Annotated in this window: 18 protein-coding genes and 2 tRNA genes; 11 read left to right on the top strand and 9 right to left on the bottom strand. The window is 70.3% G+C overall.

Annotated features, from left to right (window positions below; all coding sequences use genetic code 11):
* Positions 1 to 230 precede the first annotated feature (230 nt).
* A complete protein-coding gene (locus ACFY5C_RS21565; RefSeq protein ID WP_389446482.1) occupies positions 231 to 2060 on the top strand; it encodes a putative bifunctional diguanylate cyclase/phosphodiesterase in 1830 nt (609 codons plus the stop codon).
* 9 nt (positions 2061 to 2069) lie between these two features.
* Here the strand turns inward: ACFY5C_RS21565 and ACFY5C_RS21560 are convergent, their stop codons facing one another.
* From ACFY5C_RS21560 to ACFY5C_RS21550, 3 genes are all read right to left on the bottom strand, one after another.
* On the bottom strand, positions 2070 to 3179 hold the full coding sequence (locus ACFY5C_RS21560; protein ID WP_389446480.1) for an LLM class flavin-dependent oxidoreductase: 1110 nt from the start codon (positions 3177 to 3179) through the stop codon (positions 2070 to 2072).
* Positions 3180 to 3400: 221 nt separating this feature from the next.
* Positions 3401 to 4132, bottom strand: a complete 732-nt coding sequence (locus tag ACFY5C_RS21555) for a decarboxylase (protein WP_389446479.1) — start codon at positions 4130 to 4132, stop codon at positions 3401 to 3403.
* A 26-nt stretch (positions 4133 to 4158) separates the two neighbouring features.
* Positions 4159 to 4950, bottom strand: coding sequence for an aspartate/glutamate racemase family protein (locus ACFY5C_RS21550; RefSeq protein WP_389446694.1), 792 nt, complete (start codon positions 4948 to 4950; stop codon positions 4159 to 4161).
* Between the two features lie 181 nt (positions 4951 to 5131).
* Between ACFY5C_RS21550 and ACFY5C_RS21545 the strand changes: the two genes are divergently transcribed.
* The gene (locus ACFY5C_RS21545; RefSeq protein ID WP_389446477.1) at positions 5132 to 6127 is read left to right on the top strand and encodes a D-2-hydroxyacid dehydrogenase; all 996 of its coding nucleotides are present in this window, start codon (positions 5132 to 5134) and stop codon (positions 6125 to 6127) included.
* A gap of 23 nt (positions 6128 to 6150) precedes the next feature.
* Positions 6151 to 7551 carry an amidase gene (locus tag ACFY5C_RS21540; protein ID WP_389446476.1) on the top strand — a complete coding sequence of 467 codons (1401 nt, stop codon included), beginning with the start codon at positions 6151 to 6153 and terminating at the stop codon, positions 7549 to 7551.
* Here the strand turns inward: ACFY5C_RS21540 and ACFY5C_RS21535 are convergent.
* Positions 7532 to 8026, bottom strand: coding sequence for a DUF3830 family protein (locus ACFY5C_RS21535; protein WP_389446474.1), 495 nt, complete (start codon positions 8024 to 8026; stop codon positions 7532 to 7534). The genes ACFY5C_RS21540 and ACFY5C_RS21535 overlap by 20 nt on opposite strands.
* Positions 8027 to 8073: 47 nt before the next feature.
* Between ACFY5C_RS21535 and ehuB the strand changes: the two genes are divergently transcribed.
* The 6 genes from ehuB (at position 8074) to ACFY5C_RS21505 (ending at position 12250) form a co-directional block, all read left to right on the top strand.
* On the top strand, positions 8074 to 9003 hold the full coding sequence (ehuB, locus tag ACFY5C_RS21530) for an ectoine/hydroxyectoine ABC transporter substrate-binding protein EhuB (RefSeq protein ID WP_389446472.1): 930 nt from the start codon (positions 8074 to 8076) through the stop codon (positions 9001 to 9003).
* Positions 9000 to 9719: an ectoine/hydroxyectoine ABC transporter permease subunit EhuC gene (gene ehuC, locus ACFY5C_RS21525; RefSeq protein ID WP_383239146.1), complete on the top strand. Its 720-nt coding sequence runs from the start codon at positions 9000 to 9002 to the stop codon at positions 9717 to 9719. The genes ehuB and ehuC overlap by 4 nt, the downstream gene beginning before the upstream one ends.
* On the top strand, positions 9719 to 10369 hold the full coding sequence (gene ehuD, locus ACFY5C_RS21520; RefSeq protein ID WP_389446470.1) for an ectoine/hydroxyectoine ABC transporter permease subunit EhuD: 651 nt from the start codon (positions 9719 to 9721) through the stop codon (positions 10367 to 10369). The genes ehuC and ehuD overlap by 1 nt, the downstream gene beginning before the upstream one ends.
* Positions 10370 to 10379: 10 nt before the next feature.
* Positions 10380 to 11156 carry an ectoine/hydroxyectoine ABC transporter ATP-binding protein EhuA gene (gene ehuA, locus ACFY5C_RS21515; protein WP_389446468.1) on the top strand — a complete coding sequence of 259 codons (777 nt, stop codon included), beginning with the start codon at positions 10380 to 10382 and terminating at the stop codon, positions 11154 to 11156.
* A 173-nt stretch (positions 11157 to 11329) separates the two neighbouring features.
* Positions 11330 to 12088, top strand: coding sequence for an IclR family transcriptional regulator (locus tag ACFY5C_RS21510; RefSeq protein ID WP_389446466.1), 759 nt, complete (start codon positions 11330 to 11332; stop codon positions 12086 to 12088).
* An 88-nt stretch (positions 12089 to 12176) separates the two neighbouring features.
* Positions 12177 to 12250, top strand: a tRNA-Lys gene (locus ACFY5C_RS21505).
* On the opposite strand, the gene ACFY5C_RS21500 is transcribed toward ACFY5C_RS21505, so the two are convergent.
* From ACFY5C_RS21500 to ACFY5C_RS21480, 5 genes are all read right to left on the bottom strand, one after another.
* Positions 12216 to 13868, bottom strand: coding sequence for a long-chain-fatty-acid--CoA ligase (locus ACFY5C_RS21500; protein WP_389446465.1), 1653 nt, complete (start codon positions 13866 to 13868; stop codon positions 12216 to 12218). The genes ACFY5C_RS21505 and ACFY5C_RS21500 overlap by 35 nt on opposite strands.
* 45 nt (positions 13869 to 13913) lie before the next feature.
* Positions 13914 to 14429 (bottom strand): hypothetical protein, encoded by a 516-nt coding sequence (locus ACFY5C_RS21495; RefSeq protein ID WP_389446464.1) that lies wholly within the window; start codon positions 14427 to 14429, stop codon positions 13914 to 13916.
* 96 nt (positions 14430 to 14525) lie between these two features.
* Entirely contained in the window at positions 14526 to 15131 is a 606-nt protein-coding gene (locus ACFY5C_RS21490) for a lytic polysaccharide monooxygenase (RefSeq protein WP_389446463.1), read from the bottom strand.
* Positions 15132 to 15264: 133 nt separating this feature from the next.
* Complete coding sequence (locus ACFY5C_RS21485) at positions 15265 to 16407, bottom strand: SPFH domain-containing protein (RefSeq protein WP_389446462.1); 1143 nt, start codon at positions 16405 to 16407, stop codon at positions 15265 to 15267.
* Between the two features lie 57 nt (positions 16408 to 16464).
* Positions 16465 to 17934: a peptidoglycan-binding protein gene (locus ACFY5C_RS21480; protein WP_389446461.1), complete on the bottom strand. Its 1470-nt coding sequence runs from the start codon at positions 17932 to 17934 to the stop codon at positions 16465 to 16467.
* Positions 17935 to 18118: 184 nt separating this feature from the next.
* On the opposite strand from ACFY5C_RS21480, the gene ACFY5C_RS21475 reads away from it, so the two are divergent.
* Positions 18119 to 18192: transfer RNA gene (locus ACFY5C_RS21475), tRNA-Lys, on the top strand.
* A gap of 132 nt (positions 18193 to 18324) precedes the next feature.
* Positions 18325 to 19041, top strand: a complete 717-nt coding sequence (locus ACFY5C_RS21470; protein WP_389446460.1) for a FadR/GntR family transcriptional regulator — start codon at positions 18325 to 18327, stop codon at positions 19039 to 19041.
* Positions 19042 to 19267: the final 226 nt, after the last annotated feature.

The raw sequence follows: 19267 nt of genomic DNA, 5'->3' as shown, positions 1-19267 counted from the left end.
GAAACGATCTGTCAGAAGCGCGCGTCACGCGGGAACACTGAACAGTAGGTGGAAGGCCCTCGGGCCAGCCTCTATGATCGGCACACTTTCCTGACACTTTCCTGCACGGACACGGCCCGGTGGCCGCCCCCAGGGCTCAGCTTCGCCCGAGCACGGGGGCACCCCCTTTCACCCGGCCGGCCATTCCGATGAGACCCATCCGAAGAACGAGTGCACTGCGGGAGCGAGCGGTGAGCGGAACGTCCGAAGGGCCGACGCCCGCGGCAGACCTCATCGGGGCAGCCGTGACAGAGAGTAACCAACAGCCATCCCCCGGTACTGCGGCGCCGCCCCACCCCGCCGCCTCCGCAGCCTTCTGCGCCGCCCCCCTGGCGATGGCCGTGGTAGACCGCGAGGGCCTGGTGACCGGCGCCAACCCGTCCTTCGCCGACCTGCTCGGCACGACCCCCGAGGATCTCGCCGGGGCGGTCGCCGCCGATCTGGTGGACCTCGCGTCCGACGCCCGCACCTGGCACACCTATCGCGAGGTGCTGCGCGGCCGGCAGGCCGAACTGAGCTGCACGCGCCGCATCAAGCACCCGGACGGAAGCTCCCTGTGGGCACAGGTCACGGTCGCGCCCCTGCCCGGCGCGGAGCCCGGCGGCGTCCTGTTCTCCGTCGCCGACATCAGCTCGCAGCGCGAACTCCAGGCGCGGCTGCGGCACTTGCAGATGCACGACCTGGTGACCCGGCTGCCCAACCGCACCCTGTTCTTCGAGCGGCTGACGGCCGCGCTGGAGGTGGAGTCGTACGACGAGAGCGGCACCACCGGCCGAATCGGCCTGTGCTACCTGGACCTTGACGGCTTCAAGGCGATCAACGACACCCTCGGCCACCGGGTCGGCGACAAGCTGCTGGCCGCCGTCGCCGAGCGGTTGACACACTGCGCCGAGGAAGCGGGACACACCAGGTCGATCCCACCCCTGGTGGCCCGGCTTGGCGGTGACGAATTCGCCCTGCTCGTCGAGGACTCGACAGGCACCGAGCAACTCGCCGACCTCGCCGAGTCCGTGCTCGAATCCCTGCGGGCCCCCTTCGAGATCTGCGGCCGGCGCCTGTCGGTGTCCGCCTCGATCGGCGTCGTGGAACGCCACGCGGCCGGCACCACCCCCACCGCCCTGATGCAGGCCGCCGACACGACGCTGTACTGGGCGAAGGCCGACGGCAAGGACCGCTGGACGCTCTTCGACCCCGAACGCAACGCCCACCGCATGACCCGCCAGGCCCTCGCCTCCACGCTCCGGCCGGCGATCGAGCGCGGTGAGTTCGCGCTGGAGTACCAGCCGTTGGTGAGCATGGACGACGGCCGGCTGCGCGGTGTCGAGGCGCTTGTCCGCTGGAATCATCCTCAGTTCGGCGTACTGGCGCCGAATCGGTTCATCGGACTGGCCGAGGAGGACGGCTCGATCGTGCCGCTCGGCCGCTGGATCCTGGAGACCGCCTGCCGCCAGGCCCAGTCGTGGCAGGAGGCCCATCCCGACGAGCCGCCCATCTTCGTGAGCGTGAACGTGGCCGTCCGCCAGGTCTGGGACTCCGACCTGGTGGCGGACGTGGCCCGGATCCTCGACGAGACCCGACTCGCCCCGCATCTGCTCCAGCTGGAGCTGACCGAGTCGGCGGTCATGGGGTCGGCGGGGCGCCCCCTCCAGGACCTCCAGGCCCTCAGCGACATGGGCGTACGCATCGCGATCGACGACTTCGGCACGGGCTACTCGAACCTCGCGTACCTCAGCCGGCTGCCGGTCTCCGTCCTGAAGCTGGACGGCTCCTTCGTACGGGGCTTCCAGTACGAGAGCGACAACAGCGCGGCCGTCCCCCCGAACCCTGCCGACGAGGTCGTGGTCGAGGCGATGATCCAGCTGGCCCACCGGCTCGGCCTGACGGTCACGGCGGAGTGCGTGGAGACGCTGGCGCAGGCCTCACGACTGCGGCGGATCGGCTGCGACACCGGCCAGGGGTGGCTGTACTCACGGCCGGTGTCGCCGGATCGTATCTCCGAGTTGCTGGGCGTACGGGTGTAGCTGATCGGGTCAGACGGTCGGCAACCCGTAGGCATCCGCGATGAGTTCGTACGAGCGCAGGCGTACGTCCATGCCGGGCGCGTTGCTCGTGATCATCAACTCGTCGGCGCCGGTGCGCTTTTGGAGGTCGTCGAGGCCGGAGCGGACCTCGTCGGGGGTGCCGTGGATGACGTTGGCGTTCCAGGAGTCGGCGAACTCGCGCTCCATCGGCGTGAATTCGTAGGCCTCGGCCTCCTCGGGCGCCGGGATGAGGCCGGGGCGGCCGGTGCGCAGGCGGACCATGCCGAGGGCGGCGGCCTCGACCTGCCGGCGGGCCTCCTTCTCCTCGTCGGTGGCGAGCGCGGAGACACCGATGAGGGCGTACGGGCGGTCGAGGACGGCCGAGGGCTGGAAGGACTCTCGGTACAGGTCCAGGGCCGGGATGGTGTTCCTGGCCGAGAAGTGGTGCGCGAAGGCGAAGGGCAGGCCGAGGACGGCGGCGAGGCGGGCGCTGAAGCCGGAGGAGCCGAGCAGCCAGATCGGGGGGCGGTGCGGGGACTGGACGCCGCCGGGTGACGTCGCCTGGACGGGGCCGGGGACGGCGTGGATGCGGCGGTAGGGGTGGCGGTCCGGGAAGTCGTCGTCGAGGAAGCGGGTGAGCTCCGCGAGCTGCTCGGGGAAGTCGTCGGCGCCCTCGTTCAGGTGATCGGTCCGGCGCAGGGCGGCTGCGGTGGCGCCGTCCGTGCCGGGGGCCCGGCCGAGGCCGAGGTCGATGCGGCCGGGGGCCATGGCCTCCAGGGTGCCGAACTGCTCCGCGATGATCAGCGGGGCGTGGTTCGGCAGCATCACGCCGCCCGAGCCGAGGCGGATGCGGGTGGTGTGGGCGGCCAGGTGGGCGAGGATCACCGCGGGGGAGGACGAGGCCACGCCCGGCATGGAGTGGTGTTCGGCGACCCAGTAGCGGTGGAAGCCCCGGGCCTCCGCGAGGCGGGACAGCTCGACGCTGGTGCGGAGGGCTTCGGTGGCCGTGTGACCGGAGCTGACCGTGACCAGGTCCAGTACGGAGAGGGGGACGGGGGCGGTGCCCTGTGCTGTGCCCCGGATCCCGTCTGCCGGGCCCCGGTTCTCGTCTGCCGCCACGTGTGCCTCCTGCGTTGTGCCGTGCGGTGTCCGTCCGGCATTAACAGGAGGGTGACTCCGGTTTATTCCCTCGCCCCCGCCGCCCCTTCCCGTGCCGCCCCTGGGGGCTGCCGCCCCCAGACCCCCGCTGTCGGCCTGAACGGCCTCGTCCGCTAACACCGGACGGGGCTGGATCGTGCCGGCCGGAGCCGGGGTCTGGGGCGGACGGAAGGGCGCGGGCGCTAGGCCTGCACGATCGGCTCCTTGGTGAACAGTGCACCCAGCGCCGGGGCGTTCACCCGGCGGGCCGTGAGCCGCAGGGCCTCCCAGACCGTGACCTGGTTGGCGGTGAGGACCGGCTTGGAGAGGTGCTGCTCCAGGGCCGGGATGTGGGACGCGGTGTGCAGGGCCGTGTCCGGGAGGAGGACCACCTCGGCGTCGGGATGGTCGGCCTCCTTCGCCAGGGCGAACACTTCCTTCTCGCCCCAGGTTCCGACCTCCGCCGCCGTGATGATGCCGGAACCCCGGACCGACACCACCTCCACATCCCCGGCACGCAAGAAGTCCGAGAAGAGACCGGCCACGTCGTCGGGGTACGTCGCGCCGATCGCCACCCGCCGCACCCCGAGCTCGTGTACCGCATGCGCGAAGGCGAAGGACGTCGACGACGCCGGCATGCCCGCCGCGACGGCCAGGGTGCGCACCTGCTCGTGGGCGCCCTCCCAGCCGTAGACGAAGCTGCCGCTCGTGCACGCCCACACGACCGCCTCGGCGCCCGTCAGCCGCAGCGCCTCCACACCTGCCGCGAGCCGCTCGGCCGAGCCCATCCGCAGCAGCGCGTCCACCCGGTGCGCGTCCTCGCCGATGTCGGTGTGCACCAGGTCGAGCCGGATGTCGCTGGCGATCAACTGCTCGATGCGTGGGTAGTCGTCCTCGGCGGAATGGCCCGGGTAGAGGAATCCGAGTGCCGTCATGTCAGCCTTCCTGCTGCTTGCTGCTCCTATTGCTGTTCCTGCTCTGGTACATCCGGTACTTCCGGAAGTGCCGCACCGCCACGCGCCGCCGGTTCGATCAGCGCCTGATACGGCCCCACCGCTCGGGTACCCAGTCGGCGCAGCGCAGCCCACATGGTCACCTGGTTGGCCGAGAGCACCGGGATGCGCAGCTCCGCCTCCAGCTGGGGGATCACGTCGTAGGTGGGGAGGTTGGTGCAGCTGATGAAGAGGGCGTCGGCGGCACGGCGTACGGCCTGGCGGGCCATGTCGGCCACATCGCGGTACGGCACCTTCCAGATGTGCCGGGTCAGTCCCATGAACGCGCAGCCCGTGACCACGGTCCCGGCCTCCGCGACGTACTCCTCCAGCGCCCGCGTCACCGACACGGTGTACGGCGTCACGAGCGCCACCCGCCGTACGCCGAGCTCGGCCAGTGCCTCCAGGAGCGCACCGGACGTGGTGATGGACGGCACCGCGCCCGCCCGGGTCATCGCCGCGCACATCGCCCTCTCGCCCGCGATGCCGCCGACGAAACTGCCGGAGGTGCAGGCGTAGGCGATGACCTCGGGGGCAATCGCGTTCAGAGTGCGCACACCCTCGCTCAGCGTCTCGTGCTCGCTGACCAGACGGGCCAGATCGAGGCTGACCTCGACCGGGACGAACGGTGTGCGGGTCAGATGCAGCGAGACCTCGTCCGGCACCCAGCGCCAGAGTTCCCGGTCCAGCGCGAAGTCGAAGGGGGCGACGACTCCGACCCCACGCTGGGGTCGAGGTCCGCCGAGGAAGGAGATGTCCAGGGAGCTCATTGCAGGCACCGCCCTCACTACGAGAAACAGGTGAGCAACGGACCGTACGCACGCCCGTGTTGACGAAGGTAGGTTCGGGTGCGAGCGTGGTCAAACCTCGCATGTCAGACGGCCATCCGATACAGCAGAACTCCGAGAACCGCCCCCGCAGACCCCGGAGAGACGACCCCGTATGACCGCACCCACCCCCGGTCCGACACCCGCCTCCGACTCCCGGTCCGACACCACTCCGACGCTCCTCGTCCTCGACGCCGAGCCCCTCCCCCGCCTCGGCCGCCTCACCGGTCGCGCCCGCGTCGAGCACGCGGACGAGTCGACCCTCGCCGACCGGCTGCCGCACGCCGACGTGCTGCTGGTCTGGGACTTCAGCTCCCACGCCGTACGGCACGCGTGGCCGGGTGAGGGGCCCCGGCCGCGCTGGGTGCACACCGCCAGCGCGGGTGTGGACCATCTGATGTGCCCGGAGCTCACCGAGTCCGACACTCTGGTCACCAACGCGCGCGGAATCTTCGACCAGCCGATCGCCGAGTACGTCGCCGCGCTGGTGCTGGCGATGGCGAAGGACCTGCCGAGAACCCTGGAGCTGCAGGGCGCCCGGGAGTGGCGGCACCGGGAGGGGCAGCGCGTCGCCGGCACACGCGCGTGTGTGGTGGGATCCGGCCCCATCGGCCGTGCGATCGCCCGCACGCTCAAGGCCCTCGACATCACCACGGCGCTGGTCGGCCGGACCCCGCGCACCGGTATCCACGGCCCCGACGACCTCGACCGGCTGATCGCCCGCGCCGACTGGGTGATCGCGGCCGCGCCGCTCACCGACCGGACGCACGGCATGTTCGACGCCCGCCGCTTCGGCGTCATGCAGCCCTCCGCCCGGTTCATCAACATCGGGCGCGGGCAGCTGGTGGTGGAGGACGCGCTGGCCGAGGCCCTCGCCAAGCGCTGGATCGCGGGTGCGGCGCTCGACGTCTTCGAGCATGAACCCCTCACCCCCGAGAGCCCGTTGTGGCAGCTCCCGAACCTGATCGTCTCGCCGCACATGAGCGGGGACACGATCGGCTGGCGGGATGAACTCGGGCTTCAGTTCGTGGAGTTGTACGAGCGGTGGGAAGCGGGCAGACCGCTGCTGAACGTGGTCGACAAGCAGCGCGGGTACGTACCCGGACGCTGATGTCTACGGCTGGAGGGCGACGCATGACGGATCTGACCGAACTGACCGCCGTACAACTCCTCGACGGCTACCGCAAAGGAGAGTTCAGTCCCGTCGACGCCACCCGCGCGACCCTGGAGCGGGCCGAACGGATCCAGCCGGAGGTCAACGCCTTTGTGCGGCTGACCGCCGAGGAGGCACTCGCACAGGCCGGCGCGTCGGCGGACCGTTGGCGGCGCGGCGAACCGGCCGGGCTGCTCGACGGCGTTCCGGTCACCGTGAAGGACATCCTGCTGATGCGCGGCGGACCGACGCTGAAGGGCTCGAGAACCATCTCCGAGGCGGGCAGCTGGGACGAGGACGCCCCCTCGGTGGCCCGGCTGCGCGCGCACGGCGCCGTCTTCCTCGGCAAGACGACGACCCCCGAGTTCGGCTGGAAGGGCGTCACCGACTCACCTCAGTCCGGCGTCACCCGCAACCCGTACGACCCGACCCGCACCGCGGGCGGCTCCAGCGGAGGCGCGGCGGCGGCCGTGGCGCTCGGGGCGGGGCCGCTCGCGCTGGGCACGGACGGGGGCGGCAGTGTCCGTATCCCGGCGGCGTTCTGCGGCATCTTCGGCCTGAAACCGACGTACGGCCGTGTCCCGCTGTACCCCGCGAGCGCCTTCGGGACTCTGGCGCACGTCGGCCCGATGACCCGCGACGCGGCCGACGCGGCCCTGCTCCTGGACGTCATCGGCACGCCCGACTCGCGCGACTGGTCGGCCCTTCCGTCGGCGCCGGGTTCCTTCGTGTCGGGCCTGGCCGGCGGGGTGCACGGGCTGCGGGTCGCCTACTCGCCCTCGCTCGGCGGCCAGGTGGCGGTGCGCCCTGCCGTCGCGGCGGCGGTACGGCGGGCGGTGCAGCGGCTGGCGGGGCTGGGGGCGTACGTCGAGGAGACCGACCCCGACTTCACCGACCCGGTGGACGCCTTCCACACCCTGTGGTTCACCGGAGCCGCCCGGGTGACCCAGCATCTGGGGCCGCACCAGCGCGAGTTGCTCGATCCGGGCCTGAAGGAGATCTGCGACGCGGGCTCGCGCCTCACCGCACTCGACTATCTGGCCGCGGTGGACGTCCGGATGGAACTGGGCCGCCGTATGGGCCACTTCCACGACACCTACGACCTCCTCGTCACCCCGACCCTCCCGCTCACGGCCTTCGAGGCGGGCGCCGAGGTCCCGAAGGGCTCGGGGCATCGCAGGTGGACGGGCTGGACGCCGTTCACGTACCCCTTCAACCTGACCCAGCAGCCGGCGGCCACCGTCCCCGTCGGCACCGACGGGGACGGCCTGCCGATCGGCCTGCAACTCGTGGCCGCCCGGCACCGGGACGATCTGGTGCTGCGGGCGGCTCACGCGCTGTACGAGACCGGCTGGGCCGGGCTCACGCCCTCCGGAAGCTGAGCGACTCCCCCAGCGCTCCCGAGCGCCACAGGTCGTTGCAGCCCTGGGCCATCTCCTCCAGACCCTCCACGATCTGGCCCCAGACGATGCCGGGCACCCAGCCCACGTCGCCGTTCAGGAGCAGGTTGTTGCGCTCGTAGAACAGGGCCAGGTCGACCACCGTCGTGCCGGGGCGGACCTCACGGTCGTAGCCGTAGGACTTGGTGCCCAGTTCCGTTCCGGCGAAGGCGAAATAGCACAGATCGCCCGGAATGGGGGTGACTGTCGGGTTTTCCAGCGGCGGCTCCGTTTCCGCGAAGGGCGGGAAGAGGGCGTAGATCTCGTTGCGGGCGTACTTGGCGTGGTAGACGTCGCCGGTCAGGGGCAGGGCGTCCCAGACGGCCGCGCAGGTGAGCGGGGCGCGATCGTCCAGGAGTTTGGCGGTGCAGTGAATGCCCCGCTTGACCAGCGACACCTCGATGAACCGTTCAGTCATGCATTCCAGGGTGCATACATCGCATGGTCTCGGGTAGCCGCGCGGCCATGGCTCCACCTATGGAACATGTCCGAACACAAGTCGAACACAGATCCGGGACCACACGCCGGTCGCTGCTCGCGGGGGTGGCGGCGCTCGGCGCGCTGGGCGCGGCCGGCTGCTCGCGTGTGGCAACGGCCTCCACCAAGGAAGGCGGCGAGCTGCTCGACCGGCTGCGCGCCGCCGGCGTCGTACGGCTCGGAATCGCGGGTGAGATTCCCTTCGGGTACATCGACAAGAACGGTGAACTCACCGGCGAGGCGCCCGAGCTGGCGAAGGTCATATTCAAGCGGCTCGGCGTGGACCGGGTGCAGCCCGTGCCCACCGAGTTCGGGTCGCTGATCCCCGGGCTGAACTCCCAGCAGTTCGACGCGGTCGCCGCCGGGATGTACGTCAATCCCGAGCGCTGTGAACAGGTCATCTTCTCCGACCCCGACTATCAGATGCTCGACTCCTTCATCGTGCGCAAGGGCAACCCGAAGGGCCTGCACAACTACAAGGACGTCGTCGAGAAGAAGGCCAAGTTCGCCACCGGGACCGGCTATGCCGAGATCCAGTACGCCGTCGAGGCGGGATACAAGGAGAGCGACATCCTCATCGTCCCGGACCAGGTCGCGGGGCTGAACGCGGTCGAGGCGGGACGCGTGGACGTCTTCGCCGGTACGGCGCTGACCACCCGTGAGGTCGTCAAGAAGTCGGCCAAGGCGGAGTCCACCAAGGCCTTCGCGCCCCTCGTCGGCGGCAAACCGCACGTCGACGGCGGCGCGTTCGCCTTCCGGCGGACCGAGACCACGCTGCGGGACGCCTTCAACGCCGAGCTGCACAAGCTGAAGAAGAGCGGCGAACTGTTCCGCATCCTCAAGCCCTTCGGCTTCACCGAGGCCGAGATGACCGACCTCACCGCGAAGGAGCTGTGCGGCGGAGGGAAGAGCGGATGACCTCGGGACTCTGGGAACTCGTACTCCAAGGAATCTGGATCACCGTCCAGCTGCTGGTGCTGAGCACGCTGGTGGCAACGGCGGTCGCGTTCGGGGTCGGCATGGCCCGCACACACCGGCTGTGGATAGTCCGCTTCCTCGCGGGCGTCTACACCGAGGTGTTCCGCGGGACCTCCGCCCTGATCATGATCTTCTGGGTGTTCTTCGTGCTGCCGGTCGCGTTCGGCTGGCAGTTGGTGCCGCTGTGGGCGGGCACGCTGGCACTCGGACTGACCTACGGGGCGTACGGCGCCGAGATCGTGCGCGGCGCTCTCAACTCCGTCGACCCGGCACAGCGTGAGGGCGGCATCGCGCTCAGCTTCACGCCGTGGCAGCGGATGCGGCTGATCCTGCTGCCGCAGGCGATACCGGAGATGATCCCCTCCTTCAACAACCTGCTGGTGGAGCTGCTCAAGGGCACCGCGCTGGTGTCCGTCATGGGCATGGGCGACCTGGCCTTCAGCGCCAACCTGGTGCGCCTCGCGCTCCAGGAGAGCGCGGAGATCTACACGTATGTCCTGGTGATCTACTTCGTCATCGCCTTCCTCCTCACGCGGGGGATGCGTGGACTGGAACGCAAGCTCAAGGCCGGTGTCGGCAAGTCCGTCGGGCGCACGCCCGACCAGGAGCTGCACCGTCCTGAGACGACCGGCGTCGGCGCGGGAGGTGCCCTCTGATGACCTGGGACTGGGGCGCTGTCGCCGACTTCATGCCGCGTTTCTGGGACGGACTGCTGCTCACCCTGCAGATCCTGGCCCTCGGCTCGCTGATCTCGTTCGCGCTGGGCCTGGTGTGGGCGCTGCTGATGCGCGCACCGAGCCGCTTCGTGCGCTGGCCGGTCGGGGCGGTCACGGAGTTCATCCGCAACACCCCGCTGCTGGTGCAGCTGTTCTTCCTCTTCTACGTGCTGCCCGAGTGGGGCATCACCGCCTCGGCGCTGACCACCGGCGTCTTCGCGATCGGGCTGCACTACTCGACGTACACGATGCAGGTCTACCGGGCCGGCATCGAGGCGGTGCCCGTCGGCCAGTGGGAGGCCGCGACGGCACTGAACCTGCCGGTGACCAGGACGTGGCGGGTGGTGATCCTCCCGCAGGCGATCCGCCGGGTCGTGCCCGCACTCGGCAACTACGTCATCGCGATGCTCAAGGACACCCCCATCCTGATGACGATCACGGTCATGGAGATGCTCGGTGAGGCGCGGCTGTTCGCGCAGGACACCTTCCAGTTCACCGAGCCCCTGACGGTCATCGGTGTGGCCTTCATCTTCATCGCCTACCCGGCCTCCCTTCTCGTACGAGCCCTGGAGCGACGCCTTGTCCGCTGACACCCCTCTGATGAAAGATCCCGACGCGAGCGCCAACCCGCCGGTGGACGGCAGCGAACTGATCCGCTTCGACCACGTCACCAAGCGCTTCGGGTCCAACACGGTCCTCGACGGTCTCGACTTCTCCGTCGAGTCCGGCAAGCACGTCACACTGATCGGCCCGTCCGGCTCCGGCAAGACGACGATCCTGCGGCTGCTGATGACCCTGCTCAAGCCGGACGAGGGCACCATCACGGTGGCCGGGGACAAGCTCTTCCCGGCACCCGAGAAGCAGGTCCGCGAGGTCCGCAAGAACATCGGGATGGTCTTCCAGCAGTTCAACCTCTTCCCGAACATGACCGTGCTGCGGAACATCACCGAGGCCCCGGTCACCGTCCTCGGCCTGCCCAAGGACGAGGCGGAGGCGCGCGCCCGCGAGCTGCTCGACCTGGTCGGCCTCGCCGACAAGTGCGACGCTCGCCCGACACAGCTGTCCGGCGGCCAGCAGCAGCGGGTGGCGATCGCACGGGCACTGGCGATGCGCCCGCAGGTGCTGCTGCTCGACGAGGTCACCTCCGCGCTGGACCCGGAGCTGGTCGCGGGCGTCCTCGACGTGCTGCGGGACATCGCCCGCACCACCGACATCACCATGCTCTGCGTGACCCACGAGATGAATTTCGCCCGGGACATCTCGGACCAGGTCCTGATGTTCGACTCCGGGCGGGTGATCGAGTCCGGCAGTCCGGAGAAGATCTTCAACGACCCCGAGAACGACCGCACGAGGGAGTTCCTCAGCGCTGTGCTGTGACTTCGGGACCGGCCATTGACGTGGGCATATGCCAGAGTGCTGGTACCGCGGTCGGGGGCGTCGCAATCTCGTCAACAACCGCTCACTACCAGCCTCTTGCCCGTTATCGTGAAGGAGATTGGCTGACCCGAACCCGGCCCAATGAGAAGCGACGTGCGACCGCAGGGGGAACCGTGGCGCTGCAGCACGAGCCGACGACGCCGTACCACTCGGCCCAGGACGCCCTGCGCGTCCTGGAGACCGTGGCGCGGCACAGCACCGGAGTCACCGACGCCGAGCTCGCGCGGCACACGGGTATCGGCCCCGAGCGCCTGACCGGCCTCCTGCTGATGCTGCGCCGCGAGGGCTACGTCGAGCAGGTAGCCGACGGGGCGTACGTCACGGGCGAGGCCCTGGCCCGCCTGGGCTCCGCGCAGGGCCGCGAGCAGGCCCTGCGCGAGAACCTCCAGCGCACCCTCGACCGGCTGCGCGACTCGGTCGGGGCCGCCGTCTACATCAGCCGGTACGTCGACGGCGAGATCAAGATCGACCAGTACGCGGCGGGACCGGCCACCCCCGTGGTCAACGAGTGGGTCGACTTCCGCTTCTCGGCCCACGCCACCGCGATCGGCAAGAGCCTGCTCGGCCAGCTCGACCACAACGGCCGGCGCGATCACCTCTCCCGCCACAAGATGGCCCGCCTCACCTCGCGCACGATCACCAGCGACCGGGTCCTGCTCTCCCGCCTGGAGTCCCAGCCGCCGACGGTGCCCCACCTAGACCTCCAGGAGTACGCGGTGGGCACGGTGTGCGCGGCGGTCCCGATCACGGCCGGGTCGTCGGTGGGCTGCCTGGCCCTCTCGCTCCCGCTCGAGCACGCCCACCGGCTGCGCCAGGCGGCGGACGCGCTGAACCGGAATGCGGCGCCGGTGCTGCTCAGCCTCGCCATCTGACGGTGGTCGGAAGCACCCCCGCGGACCAGGTAGTATTTTCTCCGTCGCCAGCCGCGGGAGCACAGTGAACGCGGTGGGCGCGAGTCATGCGCCGCTAGCTCAGTTGGTTAGAGCAGCTGACTCTTAATCAGCGGGTCCGGGGTTCGAGTCCCTGGCGGCGCACCGGTGAAGGGCCTCTCGTGGGAGCGGGAGGCCCTTCGGCGTCTTCCAGTCTCCGATACGTCCGTTCTCCGGGCGGCCGCCACCACACCGGGTCGGCGCACCGCACGCCTTCCCTCCGCAGACCCGCCCGGTGAATCTTGTTCGTGGCCGTGACCGGCATCCGCGCCACCACCCGCACGAACCGTGGCGCCATCTTGGTCCCGAGATCGGGCTGAGCGGCCAGAAAGTCCGCGAAGGTCACCGGATCGAAGGTGCCGGCGATCGTCGCCATCACCTGGTCCCCGGTCACCGGGTCGGGCACGGCGTACACGGCTACGGCGGACGCCCCCTCGTACCGCGCGAGGATGTTCTCGATCATCGCGGCGGCCAGGTTCTCGCTGTCGACGCGGATCCGGTCGTCCGTGCGGCCGGCGAAGTAGAGATAGCCGTCACGGTCCCGGTAGAACAGGTCGCCGGTCCAGTACCAGCCGTTCCGCCGCCGCTCGGCTTCCGCCTCGGGATTGCGCCAGTACCCCTCGAAGGGGTTCGGCGCCCGGTTCACCAGCTCTCCTATCGCCTCGTCGCCGTTCAGCAGCCGCCCGGCCGGATCGAAGACCGCGGGCGGGCACTCGTTTCGCGTCTCGGCGTCCAGTACGACGAGCCCGGCCCCCGCCCGGCCCACCGCCCCCTGGGGAGTCCCGGGCGCCCACGGGATCGCGGCCCCGCCCTCGGAGGAGCCGTAGCCCTCGACCAGTCGCACCCCGAACCGCCGCTCGAAAGCCGCCGCGTCCTGCGCCCCCGCCTCCGTCCCGAAGCCGAGCCGCAGCGGATTGTCCCGGTCGTCGGGGCGCGGCTCGGTGGCGAGGAGGTACTGGATCGCCCGGCCGACGTAGGTGAAGTACGTCGCCCGGTAGCGCCGGACGTCCGCGAGGAAGCTCGACGCCGAGAACCGGCGCCGCAGTGCCACGCCCGCGCCGGCCGCGAGGGCGGGCGCCCAGTCGGCGATCACGGCGTTGCCGTGGAACATCGGCATGCAGACGTAGTGCACGTCGTCGGGCCGGACGCGGAACTGGCCGGCCAGGGAGTACCCGGCCGCGGCCAGCCGTCCCTGGCTGCAGATCGCGGCCTTGGGGGCGCCGGTCGATCCTGACGTGAAATAGAGCAGGAGCCGGTCGTGCGGGGCGGCACGGGAGGGGTCGGGCCGGGCTTCGGCGTACGGGGCGAGCAGGGCGTCGTACTCGGGCGTCCCGGTCAGCAGCAGGCGTACGCCGGGCATCTCGAGGCCCTCCAGCAGAGGCAGATGGGCCTGCTCGGTGACCAGGACCCCGCACTCGGTGTGCAGGATGTCGCGGGCCAGTTCGGCGCCGCGGCGGGTGGGGTTGATCCCGGCGACGGCGGCCCCGGCGAGGGCGGCCGCGCTCAGCCACAGGGGGTACTCGGGGGTGTTGTCCAGCAGCACGCCGATGTGCGGCTCGGCGCCGTTCGGCAGCAGGTCGGTCAGGAGCGCCGCCCGGACGGCGGCCCCGGCCGCCATCTCGTGCTGCGTCAGCATCCCGCCCTCGAACCACAGCCCCGGCCGGTGGTCGTCCCAGCGCGCCGCCACGAGCTCCGCGACCGTGTGTCCTGTAGTGGACTCCATGGCGGCGCACGCTAATTGATGGTGCGTCAGATGTGGAGGGTCATGTCACGGCGTCATCGTGACGCCGTCGATGACGACCGTGTCCACCGGTTCGTCGGTGCCCTCACCGAAGCCGAACTCGTCGGACATCTGGTGGTACGTGACCATGAAGCCCACGCAGAACACCGCGGCCACACCGAGGAACGCCAGCACGCCGACGGTGGACGCGGCCAGCACGGCGCGGCGCGGCGCCTTGGCCGTGGCGACCACGTCGCGCCCTTCGGCGTAGTGGACGGTGACGATGTCGCCCTCGAGGACGGTCGCCGGGCCGTCCTCCTCCTCGAAGCGGACGACGCGGCCGTCGCGGGCGGTGAACTCGTAGACGTGGTGCAGCGTGGTGCTGACGGACGTGTCGCCGCTGCCGCCGTGGGTCGTCGTGAACATGCGCAGACAGCGCGCCTGGGCCGTCAGTCCGCTGTTCCAGGCACTACGGATCTGCAGCGAGCGGCGCACCACGCGGTACGCGCCGTAGAGCACGACGCCCAGAATGAGGCCGGGCACCAGGTAGAAGAACAGGTCCATAGCGCTTCCCCCGAGGTCAGGTACTGCTGGTGCGGTGAACCTACCCTCGGGGGAAGCACGTCTGTCTCAAGTAACGCTCAGAGATCCACGGCCGGATCAGAACGTGACGTCCGAGCAGGCGTAGAACGCGTTGCTCGTGTCGGCGATCGTCCACACCGCGAGGATGACGTGGTGGCCGCTCAGCCCGGACGGCAGCCTGCCACTGTGCGAGAGCGTGGACGGCGGCCGCTGCCCGTTGTACGGGACCGTGAAGAACGGCGTGAGGTTGAGGTCGGAGCGGGACAGGTTGTGGTTCTGGTTCCAGCCCGGCTTGGTGACGTAGTACCGGAAGTCGGTCGTGGCGTGCATGGCCGTGAACTGCCAGCGGAAGGTGTAGTTCTGACCGCCGGTCACCTTGGTGGTGGGCCAGGCGCCGCCGGACGGCGTCTTCGGCGCACTGAGCTGGCTGAACTGGCCCAGCCCGCCGTTGCATATCGACCCGTCGGCCGGGCCTGAGCCCGGGAATCCCTTGGGGCCCTCGACGCTCTGCGGCTCCCACTGGATGGAGCCGCAGTTGGTCACGGTGCCGTTCTGACAGAGCTTCTGGCGGCTGATGGGGAGGTCGGTGTAGCCGTGGCCGGACGCGCCTCCGGCGGAGAGCACGAGGGCTCCGGCCGTGGTGAGTCCGAGTGCGGCGGCGTACAGCTTGGTCTTTCTGCGCATGCTGCTGCTCCTGGGAACGTGGGGGAAGTTCGGCGAGCTTGCAGGTCTAGACCAAGTCCCAGATTATTGCTGACTGTTGAACATGTCCATACCAATCGACGAACATGTTCGACGTGCCGTCAGGTTCGCGCCGTCAGACCGCCGTCTCCCCTCGCCCGGCGCAGAACGCCACGGTCAAGTCCTTGACCAGCGCCTTGCGTTCGTAGTCGTCGAGTTCGACCAGGCCTCGCATGGTCAGCGTCGTCACCGTGTCCTCCACCGAGTCGACGACCGAGGTGAGCATGGTCGCCCGGGCCTGCGCGTCCAGCGCGGCGATACGGCGGCGGTGCATCGCGGCGGCGACCTCGGGGGCGTACTCCACCCGCACCGGCCGCACCGAGTACACCTCCAGCCCGACCGCGCCCGCGTCCCGCACGACCGTCCGGGTCAACGCGTCCGCGGTCACCTCGGCACAACCCCGCGTGGCGCCCGGCATCTCCACCGGCACCCGGGCGAGCGCCGCCTCCACGCACTCGCGCAGGTAGAGCTCGTGGTCCTCCACCCCGAGCGTCGCCCGTGCGGTGTCCTTCACCCGCCACACCACCAGGACGACCACCCGCAGCGCGACCCCGTTGCCGTCCGCCGCCTGCATCGTCTCGCTGCGCCAGTGCCGCAGCCGGACATCGACCCGGCGGCGCAGCAGCAGCGGGTTGACCCACAGCAGTCCGGTGCGCCGGACCGTGCCCTGGTAGCGGCCGAACAGCCCGAGCACCCAGGCCCGCCCGGTCCGCCCCCGCGCGAGCCCGCCCAGGCCGACGCACCCAAGGGCTCCGGCCCCCGCGTACGCCGCCCACTGCGCGGGCCCCAGCCCGGCCCCGGCTGACGCCGGCAACCGCAGCGCCTCCACCGCCAGCAGCGGCAGTACCCCGGCCCACCACGAGGTGGCCAGGCACCCGGCCGCCCCGCAGGCACCGGCGAGCACCCCCGCCGCCCCGGGCAGCACCCGTGCGGGCCGCTCCACCAGGTCCGGGTCGACCTCCGGAGCGGAACGCGGCTTCGGCTGCATCGGCCGGCGCAGCCGCGGCTGCTCCCCCGTACCCTGCCGGCGTGCCACGACAGTCGGCCTCAGCGGCACCGACACCGGGCCTGCCTCGTCGCGGAACAGCAGATGGACGGGGATCTCGGTGGTCACCTCGTTCTGGATCAGCCGCGCGGGCCGGACAGGCACGTCGGCCTGCACCTCGAGCCCCGCGGCGAGCCCCTCGGGTTCGGGCGTGTGAGAAGTGGTCGTGGTCATGCGTGCCTCCAGCCTCCGCGCCAGATGCGTCACAGCAGTGGTTGTCGGATCGCGGCGTTACGAGAAGAGCCGCCGCCAGGTCTCCGGCCCCGGAAGGCCGTCCGCCGCGCCGCCCCGCCAGCCCTGGGCACGCTGGAAGGCCTCGACGCCCCGCCGGTCCGCCTCGCCCCAGCGCGGTCCCGGCCCGGTCTTGTAGTGCTTGCCGAACCCCTTCTTCACCAACTGCCTGCCCAGCCGGGTGACGTACTCGTTGTCGGCGCCCGGCCGGAACATCGCCCGCCCCGGATAGCCCGGCACCCCGTGCGACGCCGGCTGCACGGGCCCGGCCGCCGCCCCGCCCGGCACGTCCTTGCCCCTGCCCGTCACCAGCAGCAGCCACGTCTGCGGCCCCGGCAGCCCGACCGCGTCCTGGCCCCGCCAGCCCTGCGCCTGCTGGAAGGCCTGCGTGGCCCTGCGGTCGGCGTCCGTCCAGCGCGGGCCGGGACCGGAGGTGTAGTACCGGCCGGCGCCGCGCTCGACGAGGAGGCGGCCCAGCCGCTCAACGTGCTTGTTGTTGGCCCCCGGGCCGAAATACGCCCGCCCGGGGTACGCCGTCGCGCTCTGCGGGGCCCCGGGCTTGGGGGTGACCGGCTGAGCGGCGGTCGGCTTCGCGGTGGCCGGCTCGGGGGTAGCCGGCTCGGGCGTGGCCGGTTCGGCGGTGTCCTGCTTCCCGGTGGCCGGCTTCGTGGTGGCCGGCTTCACGGTCTCCTTCTCCCCGGTCTCCTTCTCGCCGGTGGCCGGTGTCGTATCCGTCGTGGCGCTCTTGAGCCCCTTGTAGCGGTAGGGCACGTAACGGTCGGAGTTGCTCGAGTAGGCATACGGCGTGGTCTTCCGGCGGGCGTGCGGCGGTGTCGACTCGTAGGCGACGTAGTAGGTGTGCGTGTGGTCCGTCCAACCGCCGAAAATGACGACGTGCGAGCCTTTCTCGGGGTCCGCCGGATTGTGGAACAGCAGAATGTCGCCGGGCTGCAGGTCCTTCTTGGCGATGCGTACGCCGTACTCGTGAAGGCTGCCGGTCCATTCGTTTCCGGGGAGGTTCCAGGCCATCGAGACGAAGCCCGAGCAGTCCTGCCGGTATCCGTCCGACCAGTACTTGGACATGCTGTACGGAACCTTCGCGGCGACCCATTTCTTGGCCCGCGTGATGATCTCCGCGCGGGTGGTCTCGGGCGTCTTGATCGGGCCGGTCGGCGGGGCCGGCTGCCCACCCGGCCCGTGCAGCGGGGCCGGGGCTCCCTGGGGTGTAGGGGGCTCGTCAGCTGCGGGAACGCCCGGGCGTTCGGTGACGTGGGGGGCGGCGAGGGCCGGGGCCGTATGGCCTACGGCAAGGGTTGTGGAGGCGGCTGCGGCGAGGATCAGCGCCCGGTGGGCGGCAGGGTGGCGGCCGGTCGTGGAATGCGGCAGAACGCGTCTCCAGTGGACGCATCCCGGGCAGTCGCAGTCACTCGCAGGGTCGAATTCCTCGAATACCGGAGTCCGAGTCTCCATGCGATTCCCCTCACACTCCAGTTGGATATCTCCGCGGCAGTACACCCCGCCAGTCTCACAACTGTCTTCCGGACTCGCATGTTGACGGTCCGAATGGTTTACGGCCGCCCCGGCCACCCCAGGCCGCCCTGCACCCGCGGTCCGGACCACACCCGCAGGTCATGTAGAGTTACGCCGTCAGCAAGCGCCGCTAGCTCAGTTGGTTAGAGCAGCTGACTCTTAATCAGCGGGTCCGGGGTTCGAGTCCCTGGCGGCGCACAGACAGCCAAGGCCCTTCGCAAGCGCGGAGGGCCTTCGCCTTTGGGGCGGGCCCCTGGCGGTGCACAGGCAGTGGAAGCCCCTCGTGCAAGCGGGGGGCTCTTCCCGTGTTTGGCCGGATACTCTCTGGCCATGGCAGCGCGTGACCTCCAGGAGCGGATCAAGAAGCTCATCATCGACCGCCGGCTGGCCTCCGGGGCCCCGCTGCCGACGGAGCCCAAACTGATGGCTCATCTGGGTGCCAGCCGCAACTCCGTGCGCGAGGCGCTCAAGGGGTTGCAGGCGATGGGCATCGTCGAGATCCGGCACGGCTTCGGCACGTATGTCGGGACCATGTCGCTGGCGCCGATGATCGAGGGCCTCGCCTTCCGCACGGTCGCCGGGCACTACCGGGGCGAGGACACCCTGCTCCAGCTGGTGCAACTGCGCGAAGCAGTGGAGACGGGACTGGTGTCCCGGCTCGCGGGGCGGATCCCGGATGCCGACCTCATTGAACTGGATGCGCTCGTCGACCGTATGGAGGAGCAGGCCGCGCGCGGCGGTGACGGCATCGCCGAGACCGACCGGGCGTTTCACGCCACCCTCTACCGGGGGCTGGACAACGCGCTGCTGGGTGAGGTCATGGAGGCGTTCTGGGACGCCTTCCACCGCGTCCACACCGATCTCGGGGGTGCCCCGCAGGATCCGCTGGTCACGTGCCGGCAGCACCGGGAGATCGTGGACGCGGTGCGGTCGGGCGATGCGATACGGGCAGAGGGGGCCATACGGGAGCACTTCGGCAACATCCGCGCACGGGTATCCACGACGGGTACACAACACCCCCACAGGTGCCACAATGAACGCGTATGACCGGTAAACACCTCGTTTCGCATCTTGCGATCATGCGGAACGGCGTAGAACTCTGGTGATTGGTTTTTCAAGATGCTGCGGATACGCGGCAGTTGGGGGGCAAGGAGCCGGTTGCCGGTTTTCGCCGGGGGTAGGGGCCCCGTTCATGACCGCATGCCGAGGGGGGCATGATGCAACCGGAAGGTCGCTGTTCCATGTCTAAGGTGTGGAAGACGTGGTGACTGCG

The sequence above is a fragment of the Streptomyces sp. NPDC012935 genome (assembly GCF_042900345.1).
In the GTDB taxonomy this organism is placed as follows: Bacteria; Actinomycetota; Actinomycetes; order Streptomycetales; family Streptomycetaceae; genus Streptomyces.
Note: the sequence above shows the minus strand (reverse complement) of the source record. Positions and strands in the feature narration are given on the sequence as shown.